Genomic DNA, 19,549 nt, shown 5'->3' on the forward strand with positions numbered 1-19,549 from the left:
CCGGTCAGCCGCCGGTCGTGGCGGGCCAGCCGTTGGGCAGGCAGCCGTCCAGGCCGTAGGTCTGCTGGAGCATCACCGGCGCCGGGAGTCCGGGGCCGGGGCACGGGGTGTGCTGGTGGCCCAGGCCGTGACCGACCTCGTGGTTGACCAGGTACTCGCGGTAGGCGGTGAGCCCCGTGCTGAAGTGCGGGACGCCCAGCTCCCAGCGCGCCTGGTTGATCACGGCCCGGCCGTTCGCGAAGCAGGACACCTCGCCCGCGGTGTTCAGCGGGGCGCACAGGGCGTCGACGGTCTCGGGCGAGGCGAGGGTGACGCGCAGGTCGGCGTCCGTCCCGGCGACCCGCTGGAACGCCACGTCACCGGTGTGGCTCCAGCTCCGCGGGTCGGACAGGATGCGCTGCACGTCGGCGGCGAACGCCTCCGGAGCCTCCGGCAGGCCCTGCTCCACCTCGACGACGTAGCGGACGACGTGCGGCGCGGACGGCGCCTCCTGCCCACCGGGCGCGGCGGTGAACGCCCCGGTGGCGCGTCGCACCACCGGAACGGCGGCCGACGGCGGAGGAGGAGCGCTGGACGACGCGGGCGACGACGACGCGGACGGCGACGACGCGGGCGATGACACGGACGGCGACGCGGGCGCGGGCGGGAGCGCGGACGCGGGGGACGGCTCGGCCACCGGAGCCGACGACGAGGGCTGCGCGTAGCGCGGGCGGGGGACCTCGCACGAGATCAGGGCCACGGCGACGGCCAGCACCAGTACCACTCGCAGCGGGGAGATCGCGTCCACGCGACCAGCTCACCACAGAGCGGCGCTGATCACCGTGAAGTGCGGTGGGGCAGTGATCTCCGCCCCACCGCACCGCACGGGACTACGCCTGCGGCAGCGCCGCGAGACGGGCGTTGACCCGCTCGATCTCGGCGGCGGCGGCGTCCCGGCGGCCCTGCACCTTCGCGACCACGTCCGCCGGGGCCTTGTCGGTGAAGGCGGGGTTGTTCAGCTTCGCCCCGGTCTGGGCGAACTCCTTCTCCGCGACGGCGAGGTCCTTGCTCAGACGCTTGCGCTCGGCCTCGACGTCGATGGCGCCGGACGTGTCCAGCTCCACCTTCACCGCGCCCTTCGCGAGGGCCACCTCCAGCTGCACGGTCACCGCGAACTCGTCACCGGGCTCGGTGAGCCTGGTGAGCGACCGCACGGACGGCACCTGGTCGGCCAGGTCGACGCAGCACGCGCCACGCACCTTGCCGGCCACCTTCGCCGACGGCTTGATGCCCTGCTCGGAGCGGAAGCGGCGGATCTCGGTGACGAGCTTCTTCACGCCGTCGATCCGCTCGGCGGCGACGGCGTCGCGCTCGGCGCCGGTGGTCGTCGGCCACGGCGCGATCACCAGCGACTCGCCGCCGGTCAGCGTCGTCCACAGCGTCTCGGTCACGAACGGCGTGAGCGGGTGCAGGAGCCGCAGCACCACGTCGAGCACGTGGCCCAGCACCGCCTGCGTGCTCTCGGCGCGCGCGCCGCCCTCGGCGATCTGGACCTTGGACAGCTCCAGGTACCAGTCGCAGAACTCGTCCCACGTGAAGTGGTAGAGCGCCTCGCAGACCCTGGCGAACTGGAAGGCCTCGAACTGCTCGTCGACGTCGGACACGAGCTGGTCGAGCAGGTCGAGGATCCAGCGGTCGGCGTCGGTCAGCTCCTCGCGGGGCGGCACCGGGCGGTCGGTGGTGGCGCCGTTGGACAGCGCGAACCTGGTGGCGTTCCACAGCTTCGTGGTGAAGCTGCGGGACCCGGCGGCCCACTCCTCGGCCACGGCCAGGTCGGAGCCGGGGTTCGCGCCGCGCAGCAGCGTGAACCGGGTGGCGTCGGCGCCGTAGGTGTCCATCCACTCCAGCGGGTCGACGACGTTGCCGACCGACTTCGACATCTTCTTGCCGTTGGCGTCGCGCACCAGTCCGTGCAGGTAGACGTGGTCGAACGGCTGGGCGTCGTCCATCGCGTAGAGGCCGAACATCATCATCCTGGTGACCCAGAAGAAGAGGATGTCGTAGCCCGTGGACAGCACCGACGTGGGGTAGAACTTCGCCAGGTCGTCGGTCTTCGCGGGCCAGCCCAGCGTGGAGAACGGCCACAGGCCGGACGAGAACCACGTGTCCAGCACGTCCTCGTCCTGGTACCAGCCCTCGCCGGTGGGCGGCTCCTCGTCGGGACCGACGCACACGACCTCGCCGGCGGGGCCGTACCAGACGGGGATGCGGTGGCCCCACCAGAGCTGGCGCGAGATGCACCAGTCGTGGAGGTTGTCCACCCAGTCGAAGTACCGCTTGGTCATCTCGGGCGGGTGCACGGTGGTGCGGCCGTCGCGCACGGCGTCACCGGCGGCCTTCGCCAGCGGCTCGACCCTCACCCACCACTGGAGCGACAGGCGCGGCTCCACGACGGTGTTGCAGCGCGAGCAGTGGCCCACCGAGTGCACGTACGGGCGCTTCTCGGCGACGACGCGGCCCTCGTCGCGCAGCGCGGCGACCACGGCGGGACGCGCCTCGAACCGGTCGAGCCCCTCGAACGGACCCGGCGCGGTGATGTTCGCGCGGCCGTCCATGATCGTGAGGTTCGGCAGGCCGTGGCGCTGGCCGATCTCGAAGTCGTTCGGGTCGTGGGCCGGGGTCACCTTCACCGCGCCCGTGCCGAACTCCGGGTCCACGTGCTCGTCGGCCACGATCGGCACGCGGCGACCGGTCAGCGGCACCTCGACCTCGGTGCCGATCAGGTGCTGGTAGCGCTCGTCGGAGGGGTGCACGGCGATGGCCGTGTCGCCGAGCATCGTCTCGGCGCGCGTGGTGGCGACGACGATGGAGTTCTCGCCCTCGCCGTAGCGGATGGAGACGAGCTCGCCGTCGTCGTCTGAGTGGTCGACCTCGATGTCCGACAGCGCCGTCTGGCACCGCGGGCACCAGTTGATGATGCGCTCGGCGCGGTAGATCAGGCCGTCGTCGAACAGCCTCTTGAAGATCGTCTGCACGGCCTGCGACAGGCCCTCGTCCATCGTGAAGCGCTCGCGGCTCCAGTCCACCCCGTCGCCGAGGCGGCGCATCTGGTCGAGGATGCGGCCGCCGTACTCGGCCTTCCACTCCCACACGCGCTCGACGAACTTCTCGCGGCCCAGGTCGTGGCGCGACATGCCGGAGTGCGCGAGGTCGCGCTCCACGGCGTTCTGCGTGGCGATGCCCGCGTGGTCCATGCCGGGCAGCCACAGCACCTCGTACCCCTGCATCCGGCGGCGCCGGGTGAGGGCGTCCATGACGCTGTGGTTGAGGGCGTGACCCACGTGCAGGCTGCCGGTGACGTTGGGCGGCGGGAGCACGATGGTGAACGGCGGCTTGTCGCTGCTCGCGTCGGCGGTGAAGTAGCCGCGGTCGACCCACGACCGGTACAGCTCGCCCTCTACCTCCGTCGGGTTCCACGACGGAGGGAGTTCGGGACGCTGCGGTGTCGTGTGGTTCTCGGTCACCCCCCAAGTCTACGAAGGTCGGCCGTCGACTCGGCAGCCGATACCTGATAACGCCGCGCCTCCCGCGCCCGATCACGTCCAGGTCAGCACGAATCCGGGAGCCACCCGTGGACACGCACGACATCGACGACCACCCCGACCTGCGGGACGGGGCCTGGATCCGCGCGGCGAACCGGCGGGCGAGGCGCGACGCCCGCCGGACGCGCCGCCGCGCCCGGCTGCCGGCGCACAGCGGCGCGCTCGTCGCGGCGATCTCCGTCGCATCGGTCGGGGTGCTGCTGGTCGGCCTGCACCAGCGGGGCGTCCTGGACCCGCTGCTGCCGGACCGGGCCGCCGCCTCTCCGACGACGGAGACGGGGACGGAGACGGAGACGGGCACGACCGCGACCCCGGCGTTCGACCCCGAACGGCCGTTCACCGGGACGCCGGCCGCCTCGTGGGCCGAGGGCGAGGCGGGCGTCGTCCCCCCGGCCGCCGCGCCGGTCGGCGACTTCGCCGCCGAGCAGGTGGCCGACGCCTGCGAGCGGGTCCGGCGGGTGCCGGTGGCGAGCAGGCTCGACCGGTCGATGCTGGAGCGGCACGACCCGTCGGCGTTCCTCCCCCTGCTCGCTCCCGACCACCGCGCGCAGGTCGAACCGCTGTTCGCCGGCGGTCAGGACCAGGTGGCGGCGTCGTACGCGACGCGCGTGCGGAGCGGGTCGACCCTGCTGCCGGCGTCCCCGAGGGTGAAGGGCCGCACGTGGGCCGAGCAGGCCGGGCCCGGTCAGCTGGTGGTGCACACCGACTACGCGTTCAGCTACGCCTTCCGGCCCGGCGAGTCGCAGACGGTCCTGTCCCCGATGGACGTCGTGTCCGTGCACCGCGCACGGTGACGACCACTACTTCGACCTGGACCAGCCGCTGAGCCGGGAGGACGGGTGCGCTCGCTGACCGCTCACCCGAAGAGCCGCTGGTCAGCACTAGTGACCCACGTCACAATTGAACCGATCGGCAAGCACGGGGACGCGTCGTCCACAGTGGACGAGACGTCGGCACGGACTCGGCACAACCCCTTGGGGCCCGTGGTGGCGCTCGCGCACCGGTCCACTGCCGTCGGCGCACTCGCGCGGGGTGCGCCGGCGGCACGGGCGCGCGAGGGGACGTCCCCCTGGCTCGAACGGGCGGTGAGGCGGAAGATGTCGTCATGACGACGAGGCCGCCTCGGCACGACGTGGACGAGTCACAGCTCGACGTGAGCACGCCGAAGCAGTGGGCCGCCGGCATACCCGGCGTGCTCGTGTCCCTCCAGCGCGGTGTCGAGCAGATGGGCGTCGCCCGCACGGCGAACACCCTGCGCCTGCTCAACCAGCGCGAGGGCTTCGACTGCCCCGGCTGCGCGTGGCCCGAGGGCCGGGGTCACCGCAAGATGGCCGAGTTCTGCGAGAACGGGGCCAAGGCGGTCGCCGAGGAGGCCACCCGCCGGCGCGTCGACCCCGAGTTCTTCGCCCGGCACCCGATCGCCGAGCTGGCCGGCAAGACCGACTACTGGCTGGGTCAGCAGGGCCGCATCACCCGGCCGATGGTGCTGCGCGAGGGCGCGACCCACTACGAGCCGATCGAGTGGGACGACGCGTTCGAGCTGATCGCGGGCGAGCTGCGCGCCCTGGCCGATCCGAACGAGGCGCTGTTCTACACCTCGGGGCGAACGAGCAACGAGGCAGCGTTCCTCTACCAGCTCCTGGTGCGCTCCTACGGCACGAACAACCTGCCCGACTGCTCCAACATGTGCCACGAGTCCTCGGGCGCGGCGCTGTCCGAGACGACCGGCATCGGCAAGGGCTCGGTGAGCATCACCGACATCCACGACGCCGACCTGATCGTCGTCGTGGGCCAGAACCCCGGCACCAACCACCCGCGGATGCTGTCCGCGCTGGAGGAGGCCAAGGGCAACGGCGCGAAGATCATCTCGGTGAACCCGCTGCCCGAGGCCGGGCTGATGCGGTTCAAGAACCCGCAGAACGTGCGCGGCCTCGTCGGCCGGGGCACCCAGCTGACCGACGAGTTCTGCCAGATCAAGATCGGTGGCGACCAGGCGTTCTTCCAGGCGATCGGCAACCTCCTGCTGGAGTGGGGCGCGGTCGACGAGGAGTTCGTCGCGCGGTACACCCACGGCTTCGCCGAGTACGCGGCGCACGTTCGCGAACTCGACTGGGACAGCGTGGACGAGGCCACCGGCCTGAGCCGCGAGCAGATCACCCGCGTGGCGCGGATGTTCGCCGACTCCGAGCGCACCATCGTGTGCTGGGCGATGGGCCTCACCCAGCACAAGCACTCGGTGCCGACGATCCGCGAGATCGCGAACGTCGTGCTGGCGCGCGGCATGATCGGCAAGCCGGGCGCCGGGCTGTGCCCCGTGCGCGGGCACTCCAACGTGCAGGGCGACCGCACGATGGGCATCTGGGAGAAGATGCCCGAGGAGTTCCTCGGAGCGCTGGAGCGCGAGTTCGGCATCCCGGTGCCCCGCGAGCACGGCCACGACACCGTGTCGGGCATCCGCGCCATGCGCGACGGGCGGGCGAAGGTGTTCGTGGCCGTCGGCGGCAACTTCGCCTCCGCCACGCCGGACACCGGGGTCACCGAGGCCGCGCTGCGCTCGTGCTCGCTGACCGTGCACGTGTCGACCAAGCTCAACCGCTCGCACGTCGTGACGGGCCGCACCGCGCTGGTGCTGCCCACGCTGGGTCGCACCGAGCGCGACCTCCAGGCGTCGGGCGAGCAGTTCGTGACCGTCGAGGACTCCATGTCGGTCGTGCACCGCTCGCGCGGTCGCGTCCAGCCCGCCTCCGAGCACCTGCTGTCGGAGATCGCGATCGTGTCGCGGCTGGCCCGCACGCTGCTCGGCCCCGAGCACCCCGTGCCGTGGGAGGAGTTCGAGAAGGACTACGACACGATCCGCGACCGGATCTCCCGCGTCGTCCCCGGCTGCGCGGACTACAACGAGCGGGTCCGCCTCCCGGACGGCTTCGTGCTGCCGCACGCGCCGCGCGACGCCCGCGAGTTCAAGGCCACGAAGACCGGGAAGGCCAACTTCACGGCCAACGAGCTGACCGTCCTGCGGGTCCCCGAGGGGCGTCTGCTGCTCCAGACGATGCGCAGCCACGACCAGTACAACACCACGATCTACGGCCTGGACGACCGCTACCGCGGCGTGAAGGACGGGCGGCGCGTGGTGCTGGTGAGCCCCGAGGACCTCGCGGCGCTGGGCTTCGCCGACGGCGAGGTGGTCGACCTGGTCAGCGAGTGGCCGGAGGACCCGACCGGGGTCACCGAGCGGCGAGCCGAGAGCTTCCGGATCGTGTCGTACCCGACCGCGCGGAGCTGCGCGGCGGCGTACTTCCCGGAGGCCAACTCGCTGGTCCCGCTGGACTCGACGGCGCAGACGTCGAACACCCCGACGTCGAAGTCGATCGTGATCCGCCTGGAGAAGCGCTCCTGACGGGCTCCGCGGGTGGTGGCGGGGCCAGGAGCCTCCGCCACCACCCGCGCCCCCGGCGCAGCCGCGCGACCGCGGCCTCCGCCAGCAGCTCGTCCTGCCGGTGACGCACCAGGGCCGCCGGCTCAGCGCTCCAGCACGGCCATCGCCGCGTTGTGGCCGCCGATGCCGCTCACCGCGCCGCCCCGGCGCGCGCCGCTGCCGCAGACCAGCAGGTTCGCCACCTCGGTCTCCACGCCCCAGCGGCCCACCTCCGCCTCGGACTCGGCGAACGGCCAGGCCAGGTCGCCGTGGAAGATGTTGCCGCGCGGCAGTCCCAGCTCGAACTCCAGGTCCAGCGGCGTGCGGGCCTCGATGCACGGCACGCCGTTGACGTCGCTCGCCAGCATCGACTCGATCGGCTCGGCCAGGTGCTCGTTCAGCGCGTGCAGGTAGCGGCCCGCCAACCGGCCGCGCAGGTCGTCGTTGCGGTCGTCGAACAGGGTGGCCGGCGTGTGCAGGCCGAAGAGGGTGAGCGTGTGCCAGCCGCGCTCCACCAGCTCCGGTCCGAGGATCGACGGGTCGGTCAGCGAGTGGCAGTACAGCTCGGCCGGGAGCACGCTCGGGACGCGACCCGCCGCGCTCTCCGCGTACGCCGTCTCCAGCTGCCGGTAGGACTCGTCCAGGTGGAACGTCCCGGCGAACGCGACGCGCGGGTCCACGCCGCTGCGCAGCCTCGGCAGCCCGGTGAGCAACATGTTGACCTTCAGCTGTGCACCCTCCGCCGAGGAGGACGCCCTCGCGCCGCGCAGCCGGTCCAGCACCGGCGGGGCGACACCAGAGAGCACGTACCGCGCCCCGGCGACCTCCTCACCCTCGTCGGTGGAGTACGTCACCTCGGCGGAACGGCCGTCGACGTCGACGCGGGTCACCTCGGCGCCGGTCACGATCGTCGCGCCCGCCGTGCGGGCCGCCCTGATCAGCTCGGCGGTGACCGCGCCCATGCCGCCGACGGGCACCCGCCACTCCCCCGTGCCGTTGCCGATCACGTGGTAGAGGAAGCAGCGGTTGGCGACGAGGTCGTCCGACCGCAGCGACGCGTGCGTGCCGATCAGCGCGTCGGTGGCGACGACACCGCGCACGAGGTCGTCGGTGAACAGCTCCTCCAGGGTCTCCCCCAGCGGACGCTCGAAGATCTGCTCCCACAGCCGGTACCTGGCCACCGAGTCGACGCGCAGCCGCGCGTGCTCCCGCGACAGCAGCGGCTCCAGCAGGGTGGGCGCGACGGCGCGGGCCAGCACGCCGAGGTCGTGGGTGAAGCGCAACCAGCGCTCGTGGTCCAGGCGCGATCCGGTGATCTCGCGGAAGGACGCCGCGGTGGCCTCGCCCGGCTCGCGCTCCACGAGCAGGCCGGAGGCCCGGTCGCCGTCCCTGACCGGCGTGTAGGACGACACGGCGCGGGACCTCAGGCTCAGCCGCAGGCCCAGGTCCGACACGATCCGGTCCGGCAGCAGGCTCACGAGGTAGGAGTAGCGCGACAACCGCGCCGAGATCCCGGCGAAGGGCTCGGCGCTGACCGCCGCGCCACCGACGTGGCCCAGCTTCTCCAGGACGAGCACCGATCGGCCCGCCCCGGCGAGGTAGGCGGCGGCGACGAGTGCGTTGTGCCCGCCGCCGACCACCACCACGTCGTGGTGCGTGTTGATCGTCACCGACCGAGATTAGCCCGAGAAGAGCGCCGTGGCCTTTCGCACGAGTTCCACCAGGCCGTAGAGCAGCGGAACACCCACCCACAGCCAGGCGATCACCAGGACGATCCGCTGCTTGTCCGCGCTCACTTCGACACCCCTTCCGCGCCGGCCCTCTCGGCGGCGGGCTCGTGGAACCTCGCGGCCACCGGACGCACGAGCTCGTTGGCGGCGAAGCCGACCACGAGCAGGCCGATCATGATGAACAGCGAGGTCGTGTAGAGGTCGGCTCCGGTCTTGCCGGCCTCCTTCTGGCCGTCGGCGATCCAGTTGACGATCAGCGGCCCGAGCACACCGGCGGTGGACCACGCGGTGAGCAGGCGGCCGTGGATGGCGCCGACCTGGTAGGTGCCGAACAGGTCCTTCAGGTAGGCGGGGATCGTGGCGAAGCCGCCGCCGTAGAAGGACAGGATGATCATCGCCGCGGCGACGAACACCGTCGTGGAACTGGTGCCCGCGAGCACGATGAGGAGGTACATCAGCGCGCCGACGCCCAGGTAGACCCGGTAGACGTTCTTGCGGCCCACGAGGTCGGAGGTCGACGACCAGACGAAGCGGCCGGCCATGTTCGCGAGCGACAGCAGGGCGACGAACCCGGCGGCGGCCGCGGCGGCCACCGGGGTGGCGCTGTCCGCGAAGAAGTCGACGATCATCGGCGCCGCCTTCTCCAGGATGCCGATGCCCGCGGTGACGTTGAAGCACAGCACGACCCACAGCAGCCAGAACTGCGGCGTCCTGATGGCGTTGCGCGCCGAGACGTTCGCCGTGGTGATCAGCTTCCCGGCGGCTGCCCCGGCCGGCTCCCACCCGGCGGGCCGCCAGCCCTCGGCCGGCACGCGGATCAGCAGCACGCCCAGCGTCATGAACGCCGCGTACACGACGCCGTGGACCAGGAACGACCGCGCGATGCCCGACTGGTCCCCGCCGAACGCGGAGAGCATCTCGCTGGACCAGGGTGACGCGATGAGCGCGCCGCCGCCGAAGCCCATGATGGCGATGCCGGTGGCCATGCCGGGGCGGTCCGGGAACCACTTGATCAGCGTGGAGACCGGCGAGATGTAGCCGATGCCCAGGCCGACGCCGCCCACGAAGCCGTAGCCGAGGACGATCAGCCAGAACTGGCCGGTCGACGCGCCCAGGGCGGAGATCAGGAAGCCGGAGGAGAAGCACACCAGCGAGACGAACATCGCCCAGCGCGGGCCGTTCTTCTCGACCAGGGTGCCGCCGAAGGCGGCCGACAGGCCGAGCATGACGATGGCGAGCTGGAAGGGCAGTGCGCTCTGCGTGCCGCTCAGCCCCAGCGCTTCCTGCAACGGCGTCTTGAAGACGCTCCAGGCGTACGCCTGGCCGATCGACAGGTGCACCGAGAGGGCCGCTGGCGGGATCAGCCAGCGGTTCCAGTCCGGCGGCGCCACCGTCCTGGAGCGGTCGAGGAACCCCACTGTCCGACACCTCCTGAAACGTGAAAATGATTTCGGAGGCAACATACGCAGTGATCATCCTAAGGAAGTGGCGCGAAGCGTGTTCTTCGCCGAACGAACACGTTTTCGCGACCAGTGGCAGGATCGTCTCGCAGGAGGTGAACGGCATGGGCAGGGTTACCGTGCGTCGTCCCGTGATCAAGTACACGGGCAAGGACGGGAAGCGGAAGGTGGACTCGCTCGCGGCCGAGGAGCCGCTGGAGATCCGCGTGAACGGGAAGGCGCTGGCCGTCACCATGCGCACTCCCGGCAAGGACGTGGAACTCGCCCACGGGTTCCTGCTCAGCGAGGGCGTGATCGGCTCGCCGGGAGACGTCTCGACGGCGCGGTTCTGCGAGGGCACCGGGCCGGACGGGGAGAACACCTACAACGTCCTCGACCTGGCGCTCGCACCCGGCGTGCCCGAGCCGGACCCCGGCGTGGAGCGGAACTTCTACACGACCTCGTCGTGCGGGGTGTGCGGCAAGGCGGCGCTGGACGCGGTGAAGCTCAAGACCCGCTTCTCCCCCTCCGGTGACGAGACGCGCGTGTCGGTGGACGTGCTGGCCGGGTTGCCGGACGCGTTGCGCGAGCAGCAGAGGGTGTTCGCCAGCACCGGCGGTCTGCACGCGGCCGGGCTGTTCACCGCGCGGGGCGAGCCGCTGGTGGTCCGCGAGGACGTGGGCAGGCACAACGCCGTGGACAAGGTGCTGGGCTGGGCCGTGCTGAACGACCGGGTGCCGCTGCCGGGCACCGTGCTCATGGTCTCCGGGCGCGCGTCGTTCGAGCTGGTGCAGAAGGCGTCGATGGCGGGCGTGCCGGTGCTGTCCGCGGTGTCCGCGCCGTCGTCGCTGGCCGCCGAGCTGGCCGAGGAGCAGGGCATGACGCTGATCGGGTTCCTGCGCGGCGACTCCATGAACGTCTACTCGGGCGCGCAGCGGATCGCCGGATGACGCCGCCCCCGGAGGGGTGCTCGTCGTCGGCCCGGCGCAGGCCGTGGCCGTGCCGCGCGCGACCCGGCCCGGTCCGGTTCGTGGGCGGCCGCCCGTGGACTCCGACGGGGTGGTCCTGGACGCCCGGCGCGGTGCCCGCCCCCGGTGAGCACACCGACGGGGTGCTGCGCTGGTTCGGGTGCTCCGAACAGGACGTCCGGGATCTTCGGGACGACGGTGTCACCGCGTGAACGTCACCGCGTGAACGTCACCGCGTGAACGTCACCGCGTGAAACGGGCACACCTCCGCGCGCGATGGTGAGGTGAGAGCACCGCGAAGGGGTGAGAAATGGACACGCGGAGCGCCCCCTCGGCCGGTCGCGTGTCCCGTCGGACGGTGCTCGCCGCGCTCGGTCTGGTGACGACCGGTGCCGCGGTCACCGCCTCCACCGGTCACCTGCCCGCGGGCCCGGTCCCGCCGGGGGTGCCCGGCGCGGTCGGCGCGACGCGGATCGGCACGTCGCCGGTCGTGCGGACCGAGCGCGTCCGCTCGCGGTCCCGCGGCCGGGTGGTCGACCTGGTGACCGTGCTGCCCGCGGGCGTTCCCGCGGCCGGGCTGCCGATGTCGCTGCTGCTGCACGGCCGCACCGGCTCGGCCCGTCACTCGATGGTGGGCAACATCCACGAGACGCTGAACTCGGCGGTCGCGCGCGGCTCCGTGCCGCCGTTCGGGCTGGTCGCGGTGGACGGCGGTGACCACTACTGGCACGAGAACGTGCCCGGCGACGACCCGATGGCGATGCTGCTGGACGAGGTGCCCGCGTGGCTGCGGGAACGCGGTCTGGGCGGCGCGGACGGCGTGCCGTTCGCCTGCGCCGGCGTGTCGATGGGCGGCTTCGGCGCCCTGCTCTACGGTCGGCGCCGCACCGAGCGCCGCCGTCCCGCCGACGCGGTCGCCGCGATCTCCCCCGCCCTCATCACCACGTGGCAGGAGATGAGCGAGCGCCGCGCGTTCACCAACTCGCTGGTGTGGGCGTCGCTGGACCCGCTGCGCCACGTCGACGCCCTCGTGGGCACCCCGGTGGGCGTGTGGGCCGGGAACCGCGACACGTTCGTCGAGGGCACCCGCCGGTTCGTCTCGGCCGCCCGGCCAGCCGTCGCGTCGATCACGCCCGGCACGCACGACGACGCGTTCTACCGCTCGGTCGTGGCGGACGTGGTGCGCTTCCTCGGCCGGCACGTGCCAGCGGCCTCCGCGCCGCTCGGCGCTACCGGGGCAGCCGGGCCGTGAGCAGCACCGACGTGAAGACCACCTCGACCGCGCCGTCCGGGCCGCGGTGCTCGCTCATCCGATCGGTGATGGCCCGTGCCGCCGCGGCCAGCACCTCCGGCGCGGCCGACGCGCTGCGCGGCAGCGCCGACAGGTGACCCGCTGCGTGCTCCGGCAGGTCCGGCAACCGGATCGTGCGCACGACGTCCTGCGCCTCCACCTCGGCGAACCCCGCCGCACCGGCCGACTCCACGAGCTGCCCGGCACCGGTGGAGAACGCCGCGAGAGCCCGCTCCGGCTCCACGCCCACGACGACGCGCAGGGCGTGGGTCAGGGCGTCCAGGTACGGCGAGCGCTGCACCGGAGCCCACACCGTGGCCGCGAGCCGTCCTCCCGGTCGCAGGACCCTGGCGGCCTCGCGCAGCGCCGCGGGCAGGTCGGGGAAGAACTGAGCGCCCTGCTGGCAGAGCACGACGTCGATCGAGTCGTCCGGCAGCGGCAGCGCGTCGGCCCGAGCGACGACCCACTCCACCCGGCCGTCGGCCGCGGACTCCACAGCGGCCTCGATCATCGCGGGGTCGGCGTCGACGCCCACCACCCGGCCGCCCGGCCCGACGTGCTCCGCCGCCGCGAGGGCGACGAAACCGGGTCCGCAGGCCAGGTCGAGCACCGAGGAGCCCTCGACCGCGCCACCGAACTGGACGAGGAGCTGCACGAACGGGGAGGAGATCGGCTCGACGTGCTCGCGGTACCGCCGCGCGGTCACCAGGTCGAACTCGTGGTCGCGGTTCACACGCCTCCGCTCGGCGTTTCTAGCGCGCCGTGAGCGGCACGCGGCCGGTGCGGACCCAGTCCAGGACGGCGGGCCACGGCCCGTACCCGGCCTCGGCGTCGAGGTGCCGGCCGCCGGGGACGACGTCCAGCTCGACCCGCAGCGCCCCGGCCAGGGCCTTCGCCTCGTGCAGCTCGCAGCGCGGGTCGCCGTCGCCGACGACCATCCGGGTCTCGCGCGCCACGCGGTGCGCCGTGGCGGGATCGAGCGGCACCGGCCGGAAGTCGCGGACCAGCGGCTCGTCGAACGAGGGGCCGAGCGGGGCGACCAGGAGCACCCGGTCGACCCGCAGCGCCGGTTCGGCGTCGACGTCGGCCTGCGCGCCGTGGTGCAGCCACAGCAGGCAGGCGAGCGAGTGGGCCACCACGACACGCTCGACGCCGCGTGGTGCGGCGTCGAGGTGCATCCGCAGCTCCGACAGCCAGACCTCCCGGTCCGGCGCGTCGGGCTCGGTGAACCAGGGCAGGTCCGCCTGGTCACCGTCGCGGGCCAGCTCGCTCGCCAGCCAGTTCTGCCAGTGCTCCTCGCCCGGTCCACCGAGACCGGGCAGGAGCAGCACGTACGGCGAAGCCACTGTCGTGCTGCCCCCGCCTAGGCGGACTTCTCCCGGCGCTCGCGGCGGCTGGGCTGCCGGGCCACGATCGTCGGGTTCACGTTCTCCTTGACCGTCTGCTCCGTGATGACGACCTTGGCGACGTCGGTGCGGCTCGGGATGTCGTACATCACCGGCAGCAGCACCTCCTCCATGATCGCGCGGAGCCCTCGGGCGCCGGTACCGCGCAGGATCGCCTGATCGGCGACGGCCTCCATGGCGGTCCTGGTGAACTCCAGCTCCACGCCGTCCATCTCGAAGAGCTTCTGGTACTGCTTGACCAGGGCGTTCTTCGGCTCGGTGAGGATCTTCACCAGGGACGGCTTGTCCAGGTTCGTGACGCTGGCGACCATCGGCAGACGGCCGATGAACTCCGGGATGAGCCCGAACTTGATCAGGTCCTCGGGCATGGAGTCGGCGAAGTAGTCCGCCGCGTCGACCTCGGCCTTCGTGCGGACCTCGGCGCCGAAGCCGAGACCGCGCTTGCCCACGCGGTCCTGGATGATCTTCTCCAGACCCGCGAACGCACCGGCCACGATGAACAGCACGTTCGTCGTGTCGATCTGGATGAACTCCTGGTGCGGGTGCTTGCGACCGCCCTGCGGCGGCACGCTCGCGGTGGTGCCCTCCAGGATCTTCAGCAGCGCCTGCTGCACGCCCTCGCCCGACACGTCGCGCGTGATGGACGGGTTTTCACTCTTCCGAGCGATTTTGTCGACCTCGTCGATGTAGATGATCCCGGTCTCGGCCCGCTTGACGTCGTAGTCCGCCGCCTGGATGAGCTTCAACAGGATGTTCTCGACGTCTTCGCCGACGTAGCCCGCCTCGGTCAGCGCGGTGGCGTCGGCGATGGCGAACGGCACGTTCAGCATCTTCGCCAGCGTCTGCGCGAGGTAGGTCTTGCCGCACCCGGTGGGACCGAGCATGAGGATGTTCGACTTCGCCAGTTCGACGCCGTCGTCCCTGCCCTCGCGCCCGCGGTCACCCGCCTGGATGCGCTTGTAGTGGTTGTAGACCGCCACCGACAGAGTCCGCTTGGCCTCGCTCTGACCGATGACGTACTGGTCGAGGAAGTCGTGGATCTCCGCGGGCTTCGGCAACTCATCGAGCTTGACGTCGCCCGCCTCGGCGAGCTCCTCCTCGATGATCTCGTTGCAGAGGTCGATGCACTCATCGCAGATGTAGACACCGGGTCCGGCGATGAGCTTCTTCACCTGCTTCTGGCTCTTCCCGCAGAAAGAACACTTCAGCAGGTCGCCGCCGTCACCGATACGCGCCATGACCGCTGACCTCTGTCCCCTCCGGCGCACTCGGACGTGGTGCGCCTGACCGACGTTCAACGTGCACCCGCTGGATGCGGGGGCCGCCTTCGTTCCCCTCGACGGTACCTGGCCGACCCGCCGTTGCGGGAGGACCAGCGTCCCCCCGACACGCCGAACGGACCAGCAATCCGGTCAGTTCGGCGTGTCGGGACCGAGGGTCATGCCTTGGCCGAGAGCTTCCGGTAGGGCAGGACCGTGTCGACGATCCCGTACTCCTTCGCGGCCTCGGCCGTGAGGATCTTGTCGCGCTCGACGTCGTCGCGCACCTGCTCCGGCGAGCGGCCGGTGTGGCGGGACAGCGTCGTCTCCATGAGGCGGCGGACGCGCTGGATCTCGTTGGACTGGATCTCCAGGTCGGAGACCTGACCGTAGACGCCCTCGGTGGACGGCTGGTGGATCAGGATGCGCGAGTTCGGCAGCGCGTGGCGCTTGCCGGGCGTTCCGGCGGCCAGCAGCACCGCGGCGGCCGAGGCGGCCTGGCCCAGGCAGTACGTCTGGATGTCCGGGCGCACGAACTGCATCGTGTCGTAGATGGCCATCAGCGAGGTGAACGAGCCACCCGGCGAGTTGATGTACATCAGGATGTCGCGGTCCGGGTCCTCGGACTCCAGGACGAGGAGCTGCGCCATCACGTCGTTGGCCGACGCGTCGTCGACCTGCACCCCGAGGAAGATGATGCGCTCCTCGAAGAGCTTGTTGTAGGGGTTGGACTCCTTGATCCCGTAGCTGGTGCGCTCGACGAACGACGGCAGCACGTACCGGGACTGAGGCGCGTGGAACTGGCTCACTGGATGTCTCCTGGGAAGTGCTTCGCCGGTCAGTTGCTGGTGGGGATCTGGCTGGCGCGACTGACGATCCGGTCGACGAAGCCGTACTCCAGCGCTTCCTTGGCCGTGAACCAGCGGTCGCGGTCCGAGTCGGCGACGATGCGCTCCACCGACTGACCGGTGTGCTCGGCGATCAGCTCGGCCATCTCGTGCTTCGTGCGGGTGAGCATGTCGGCCTGGATCGCGATGTCGGCGGCCGTGCCACCGACGCCGGCGGAGGGCTGGTGCATCAGGATCCGCGCGTGCGGGAGGCACGAGCGCTTGCCGGGCGTGCCCGCGGAGAGCAGGAACTGCCCCATCGAGGCCGCCAGGCCCATCGCCACGGTCGCCACGTCCGGCTCGATGAGCTGCATCGTGTCGAAGATGGCCATGCCCGCGGTCACCGAGCCGCCGGGCGAGTTGATGTAGAGGGTGATGTCCTTCTCGGGGTCCTCCGCGGCGAGCAGGAGGAGCTGGGCCGTGATCTGGTTGGCGATGCCCTCTTCGACCTGAGTGCCCAGCACGATGATCCGCTCGCGGAGAAGCCGCTCGTACACCGAGTCGTTGAGGTTCATCCCCGCGGAACCCGACCGCATCTCGGGTGCCGGGAAGGAGTGCTGCGTCACGTCTGCCTGCCTTACTCCAGGAGCGGTGAACAATCGCTCCGCAGTGGTCTTGAGCAAATCTCTGCAACCGACCTTAACGAAGGCGGGCGGCGTCGACTTCCCGACACCGCCCGCGTTCGCTCAGGGCTTCACTTCTCGTTGGATTCCTCAGTGGACTCGACGACGTCGCCCTCGACCACGTCGACGGCCGCGGTCTCGTCGTCCGCCTTCTGCTCGCCGAACAGCTCGTCCAGGTCGACCGCGTTGCCGGTGGCGTCCGTCACGGTCGCCTGGCGCACGACCGTCGCGAGGGCCTTGCCGCGGCGCACGTCGGCGAAGATCGCGCCGAGCTGGCCGGACTGCTGCGCGCGCTGGACGTACTCGTCCGGGCTGATGCCGAAGCGCTGGGCCTGGTAGACGATCCGCTCGGTCAGCTCCGAGTCGGACACCGTGACCTGCTCGGCGTCGGCGATCGTGTCGAGCACGAGCTGCGTGCGCACGGCCTTCTCGGCCGACTCGCGCAGCTCGGCGTCGAAGGCCTCCAGGGTCTGCCCCTGGCTCTCCAGGTACTCCCCGAACTTGGCCTCGTCGTGGTCGAACTCGTGCACGGCGTCGTGCTTCCGCGCGTCGATCTCGCCCTGGACGATGCTCTCGGGCAGCGGGACCTCGGTGGTCTCCAGCAGCGCGTCGAGGACCTTGTCGCGGGCCTGGACGCCCTGCTGCATCTTCTTGACGCGGGCCAGGCGCGTGCGCAGGTCGTCCTTCAGCTCGTCCAGCGTGTCGAACTCGCTGGCGAGCTGGGCGAACTCGTCGTCCAGCTCGGGGAGCTGACGCTCCTTGACGGTGTTCAGGACGACGCTGACCTCGGCCTCGCGACCGGAGTGCTCACCGGCGACCAGGGTCGTGGCGAAGGTCTTGGTCTCGCCCTCGGACGCGCCGATCAGCGCGTCGTCGATGCCCTCGACGAGCTGGCCGGAGCCGATCTCGTAGGACAGGCCGGCCGTGCGGGCCTCCTCGACCTCTTCGCCGTCGACCGTGGCGGACAGGTCGACGACCACGAAGTCGCCGTCCTGCGCCGGCCGCTGGACGCCGGTCAGGGTGCCGAAGCGCGCGCGGAGCTCATCGAGCTGCTCGTCGACATCGGCGTCGGTGACCTCCTGGTCGTCGACGCTGACGGACAGCTCACCGAAGGCGGGAACCGTGATCTCGGGACGGACGTCGACCTCGGCCGTGAAGGCCAGGGAGTCACCGTCCTCGATCTTGGTCACCTCGAAGTCGGGGCGGCCAAGGGCACGCACCTCGCCGCTGTTCACGGCCTCCAGGTACTTCGCCGGAACGGCCTCCTGCACGACCTCGTCCAGGACCGGGGCGCGCCCGATCCGGTTCTCCAGGACACGGGCGGGGGCCTTGCCGGGGCGGAAACCGGGGATGCGCACCTGCTTGGCGAGCTTCCGGTACGCGCGGTCGAAGCTCGGCTTGAGCTCGTCGAACGGCACCTCGACGTTGATCCGGACCCGCGTCGGGCTCAGGTGCTCGACGGTGCTCTTCAACGTGATCTCCTCGTAGCGAACATGACGTGCGGAACACCCGGATATCGCCACGTTCAGCGCCGGGATACCCGACGAGTCTAGGCGAGATGCCCTGCCCGACGACGTGGCGGGGTGGATTCGCCCCGTCGTGCGCACCGTCCGGGAGCACGAGGGACGCCCGGAACGCGAGAGCGCCCGCCGGGACGTGGTCGTCCGGGCGGGCGCTCCTCCGTGCAGATCCTCGACCGTCGGGGCGACAGGATTTGAACCTGCGACCCCTCGCTCCCAAAGCGAGTGCGCTACCAAGCTGCGCCACGCCCCGGTCGGCACGACCTCTCGGGGAGGTGGTGTGCGAGCAGCTTAGCGCGACGCGCTAAGCTGTTTCCGCGCCCTCCCCGCGAGGGTGCACGCGGGTGTAGCTCAATGGTAGAGCCCCAGCCTTCCAAGCTGGTCATGCCGGTTCGATCCCGGTCACCCGCTCAGGTCACACCTCGCAGGTCGGGAGGGGTGCTCCCCGCACGGGGAGCACCCCTCCCGTCGTTTCACCCGAGCGCGCTCGCGGACCGCGCCACGAGTCCGGCGACGACCGCCGGTCGGCCGCACGGCAGGTGCGCGGCACGCGGGAACCTCCGCAGGCGTGTCCTCGTTGTCCGGTTGTCGGAGGCAGGTGGCCACCGGCAGTACAGGAGGACCCGTGAGCGGCGCGATTCTCGTGCTCGTGCTGGTCGTCGCGGTGGCGGGCATCGGCTTCTACTTCGCCAGGAACCGCGCGGCGGCCAAGCAGCAGGAACTGGAAGACGCCAGGGCGGACGCACGCCGCTGGGTCGAGCGGCTCGGCGGGCAGGTCGTGAACCTGACGGGAAGCGACGTGGCGTCCCAGCAGGCGCTGGCCGACGCCTCCGAGCGCTTCACCGCGGCCGGATCTCAGATGGAGCAGGCCAAGACCGTCGAACAGGCGCGACTGGTGACGCAGACCGCCATGGAGGGCCTGTACTACGTCCGCGCCGCACGTCAGGCGATGGACATGGACCCCGGCCCGGAACTGCCGAACCTCGCCGGTCAGGGCCGTGCGGGCACGGTGTCCGAGCCGCGCGACGTCGACGTCGAGGGGCACAGCTACGCGGCCTCGCCGCGGCCCGGTTCGCGCACGCCGCACTACTACCCCGGTGGCGTGGTCGCCGGGCGGCCGGTGCCGCAGGGCTGGTACAGCGAGCCGTGGTGGAAGCCCGCGCTCGTGGCGGGCGCGTGGGGCTTCGGCTCGATGCTGCTGTTCAGCGCGATGTTCTCCGGCATGGTCGGTGTGCCCGCTGCGGTCGCGGCCCCCGAGGGCGACGGCGGCGACGGTGGTGACGGCGGCGGTGACGACGGCGGAGACGCGGGTGACGGCGGCGGCGGAGACGCGGGCGACACCGGTGGCGACTTCGGCGGCGGAGGGGACTTCGGCGGCGGCGGAGACTTCGGCGGCTTCGACTTCTAGCAGCGGGAACGGCGGGGCCGGT

Annotated in this window: 17 protein-coding genes and 2 tRNA genes; 7 read left to right on the forward strand and 12 right to left on the reverse strand. The window is 71.5% G+C overall.

Annotated features, from left to right (window positions below):
• Positions 1-4: 4 nt before the first annotated feature.
• Positions 5-535: a DUF3152 domain-containing protein gene (locus tag IMZ35_RS18500; RefSeq protein WP_199442373.1), complete on the reverse strand. Its 531-nt coding sequence runs from the start codon at positions 533-535 to the stop codon at positions 5-7.
• Between IMZ35_RS18500 and IMZ35_RS31790 the strand changes: the two genes are divergently transcribed.
• Positions 522-704, forward strand: coding sequence for a hypothetical protein (locus tag IMZ35_RS31790; RefSeq protein ID WP_199442374.1), 183 nt, complete (start codon positions 522-524; stop codon positions 702-704). The two genes, IMZ35_RS18500 and IMZ35_RS31790, sit on opposite strands and share 14 nt — an antisense overlap.
• 165 nt (positions 705-869) lie before the next feature.
• Here IMZ35_RS31790 and IMZ35_RS18510 read toward each other — a convergent pair whose 3' ends face one another.
• The gene (locus IMZ35_RS18510; protein WP_199442375.1) at positions 870-3,503 is read right to left on the reverse strand and encodes a valine--tRNA ligase; all 2,634 of its coding nucleotides are present in this window, start codon (positions 3,501-3,503) and stop codon (positions 870-872) included.
• Positions 3,504-3,610: 107 nt separating this feature from the next.
• On the opposite strand from IMZ35_RS18510, the gene IMZ35_RS18515 reads away from it, so the two are divergent.
• Complete coding sequence (locus tag IMZ35_RS18515; protein ID WP_199442376.1) at positions 3,611-4,375, forward strand: hypothetical protein; 765 nt, start codon at positions 3,611-3,613, stop codon at positions 4,373-4,375.
• Positions 4,376-4,686: 311 nt separating this feature from the next.
• On the forward strand, positions 4,687-6,978 hold the full coding sequence (locus IMZ35_RS18520) for an FdhF/YdeP family oxidoreductase (protein ID WP_199442377.1): 2,292 nt from the start codon (positions 4,687-4,689) through the stop codon (positions 6,976-6,978).
• Between the two features lie 122 nt (positions 6,979-7,100).
• Here IMZ35_RS18520 and IMZ35_RS18525 read toward each other — a convergent pair whose 3' ends face one another.
• From IMZ35_RS18525 to IMZ35_RS18530, 3 genes are read right to left on the reverse strand one after another with little or no spacing between them, the layout of a single operon-like run.
• Positions 7,101-8,660, reverse strand: coding sequence for a phytoene desaturase family protein (locus tag IMZ35_RS18525; RefSeq protein ID WP_199442597.1), 1,560 nt, complete (start codon positions 8,658-8,660; stop codon positions 7,101-7,103).
• A gap of 15 nt (positions 8,661-8,675) precedes the next feature.
• On the reverse strand, positions 8,676-8,792 hold the full coding sequence (locus IMZ35_RS32270; protein ID WP_438816883.1) for an MFS transporter small subunit: 117 nt from the start codon (positions 8,790-8,792) through the stop codon (positions 8,676-8,678).
• On the reverse strand, positions 8,789-10,189 hold the full coding sequence (locus IMZ35_RS18530; protein WP_199442378.1) for an L-lactate MFS transporter: 1,401 nt from the start codon (positions 10,187-10,189) through the stop codon (positions 8,789-8,791). Before IMZ35_RS18530 ends, IMZ35_RS32270 begins: the two co-directional genes overlap by 4 nt.
• A 101-nt stretch (positions 10,190-10,290) precedes the next feature.
• On the opposite strand from IMZ35_RS18530, the gene fdhD reads away from it, so the two are divergent.
• Together fdhD and IMZ35_RS18540 are read left to right on the forward strand one after the other, a co-directional pair.
• On the forward strand, positions 10,291-11,115 hold the full coding sequence (gene fdhD, locus IMZ35_RS18535; protein ID WP_199442379.1) for a formate dehydrogenase accessory sulfurtransferase FdhD: 825 nt from the start codon (positions 10,291-10,293) through the stop codon (positions 11,113-11,115).
• A gap of 328 nt (positions 11,116-11,443) precedes the next feature.
• Positions 11,444-12,385: an alpha/beta hydrolase gene (locus tag IMZ35_RS18540; RefSeq protein WP_199442380.1), complete on the forward strand. Its 942-nt coding sequence runs from the start codon at positions 11,444-11,446 to the stop codon at positions 12,383-12,385.
• On the opposite strand, the gene IMZ35_RS18545 is transcribed toward IMZ35_RS18540, so the two are convergent.
• From IMZ35_RS18545 to IMZ35_RS18575, 7 genes are all read right to left on the reverse strand, one after another.
• Positions 12,363-13,157 (reverse strand): class I SAM-dependent methyltransferase, encoded by a 795-nt coding sequence (locus tag IMZ35_RS18545; protein WP_199442381.1) that lies wholly within the window; start codon positions 13,155-13,157, stop codon positions 12,363-12,365. The two genes, IMZ35_RS18540 and IMZ35_RS18545, sit on opposite strands and share 23 nt — an antisense overlap.
• A 19-nt stretch (positions 13,158-13,176) precedes the next feature.
• Complete coding sequence (locus IMZ35_RS18550; protein WP_199442382.1) at positions 13,177-13,770, reverse strand: RBBP9/YdeN family alpha/beta hydrolase; 594 nt, start codon at positions 13,768-13,770, stop codon at positions 13,177-13,179.
• 17 nt (positions 13,771-13,787) lie between these two features.
• A complete protein-coding gene (clpX, locus tag IMZ35_RS18555; RefSeq protein ID WP_199442383.1) occupies positions 13,788-15,068 on the reverse strand; it encodes an ATP-dependent Clp protease ATP-binding subunit ClpX in 1,281 nt (426 codons plus the stop codon).
• A 200-nt stretch (positions 15,069-15,268) separates the two neighbouring features.
• Positions 15,269-15,898, reverse strand: a complete 630-nt coding sequence (locus tag IMZ35_RS18560) for an ATP-dependent Clp protease proteolytic subunit (RefSeq protein ID WP_199442384.1) — start codon at positions 15,896-15,898, stop codon at positions 15,269-15,271.
• Between the two features lie 29 nt (positions 15,899-15,927).
• Positions 15,928-16,512 carry a ClpP family protease gene (locus IMZ35_RS18565; protein ID WP_199442598.1) on the reverse strand — a complete coding sequence of 195 codons (585 nt, stop codon included), beginning with the start codon at positions 16,510-16,512 and terminating at the stop codon, positions 15,928-15,930.
• A 158-nt stretch (positions 16,513-16,670) separates the two neighbouring features.
• Positions 16,671-18,071 (reverse strand): trigger factor, encoded by a 1,401-nt coding sequence (gene tig, locus IMZ35_RS18570; protein WP_199442385.1) that lies wholly within the window; start codon positions 18,069-18,071, stop codon positions 16,671-16,673.
• Positions 18,072-18,298: 227 nt separating this feature from the next.
• Positions 18,299-18,372 (reverse strand) — tRNA-Pro (locus IMZ35_RS18575).
• An 87-nt stretch (positions 18,373-18,459) separates the two neighbouring features.
• Here IMZ35_RS18575 and IMZ35_RS18580 point away from each other — a divergent pair.
• Positions 18,460-18,530: transfer RNA gene (locus IMZ35_RS18580), tRNA-Gly, on the forward strand.
• A 214-nt stretch (positions 18,531-18,744) separates the two neighbouring features.
• Positions 18,745-19,527: a hypothetical protein gene (locus IMZ35_RS18585; RefSeq protein WP_199442386.1), complete on the forward strand. Its 783-nt coding sequence runs from the start codon at positions 18,745-18,747 to the stop codon at positions 19,525-19,527.
• Positions 19,528-19,549 lie beyond the last annotated feature (22 nt).

The organism is Umezawaea beigongshangensis, from assembly GCF_016464305.1.
GTDB lineage: Bacteria > Actinomycetota > Actinomycetes > Mycobacteriales > Pseudonocardiaceae > Umezawaea_A > Umezawaea_A beigongshangensis.

What these genes read in the sequence shown, in the direction of transcription:
- IMZ35_RS18565 (WP_199442598.1), bottom strand. Translation starts at nt 16,512, where the DNA reads ATGCGGTCGGGTTCCGCGGGGATGAACCTCAACGACTCGGTGTACGAG.
- IMZ35_RS18530 (WP_199442378.1), bottom strand. Translation starts at nt 10,189, where the DNA reads ATGTTGCCTCCGAAATCATTTTCACGTTTCAGGAGGTGTCGGACAGTG.
- clpX (WP_199442383.1), bottom strand. Translation starts at nt 15,068, where the DNA reads ATGGCGCGTATCGGTGACGGCGGCGACCTGCTGAAGTGTTCTTTCTGC.
- IMZ35_RS18520 (WP_199442377.1), top strand. Translation starts at nt 4,687, where the DNA reads ATGACGACGAGGCCGCCTCGGCACGACGTGGACGAGTCACAGCTCGAC.
- fdhD (WP_199442379.1), top strand. Translation starts at nt 10,291, where the DNA reads ATGGGCAGGGTTACCGTGCGTCGTCCCGTGATCAAGTACACGGGCAAG.
- IMZ35_RS18540 (WP_199442380.1), top strand. Translation starts at nt 11,444, where the DNA reads ATGGACACGCGGAGCGCCCCCTCGGCCGGTCGCGTGTCCCGTCGGACG.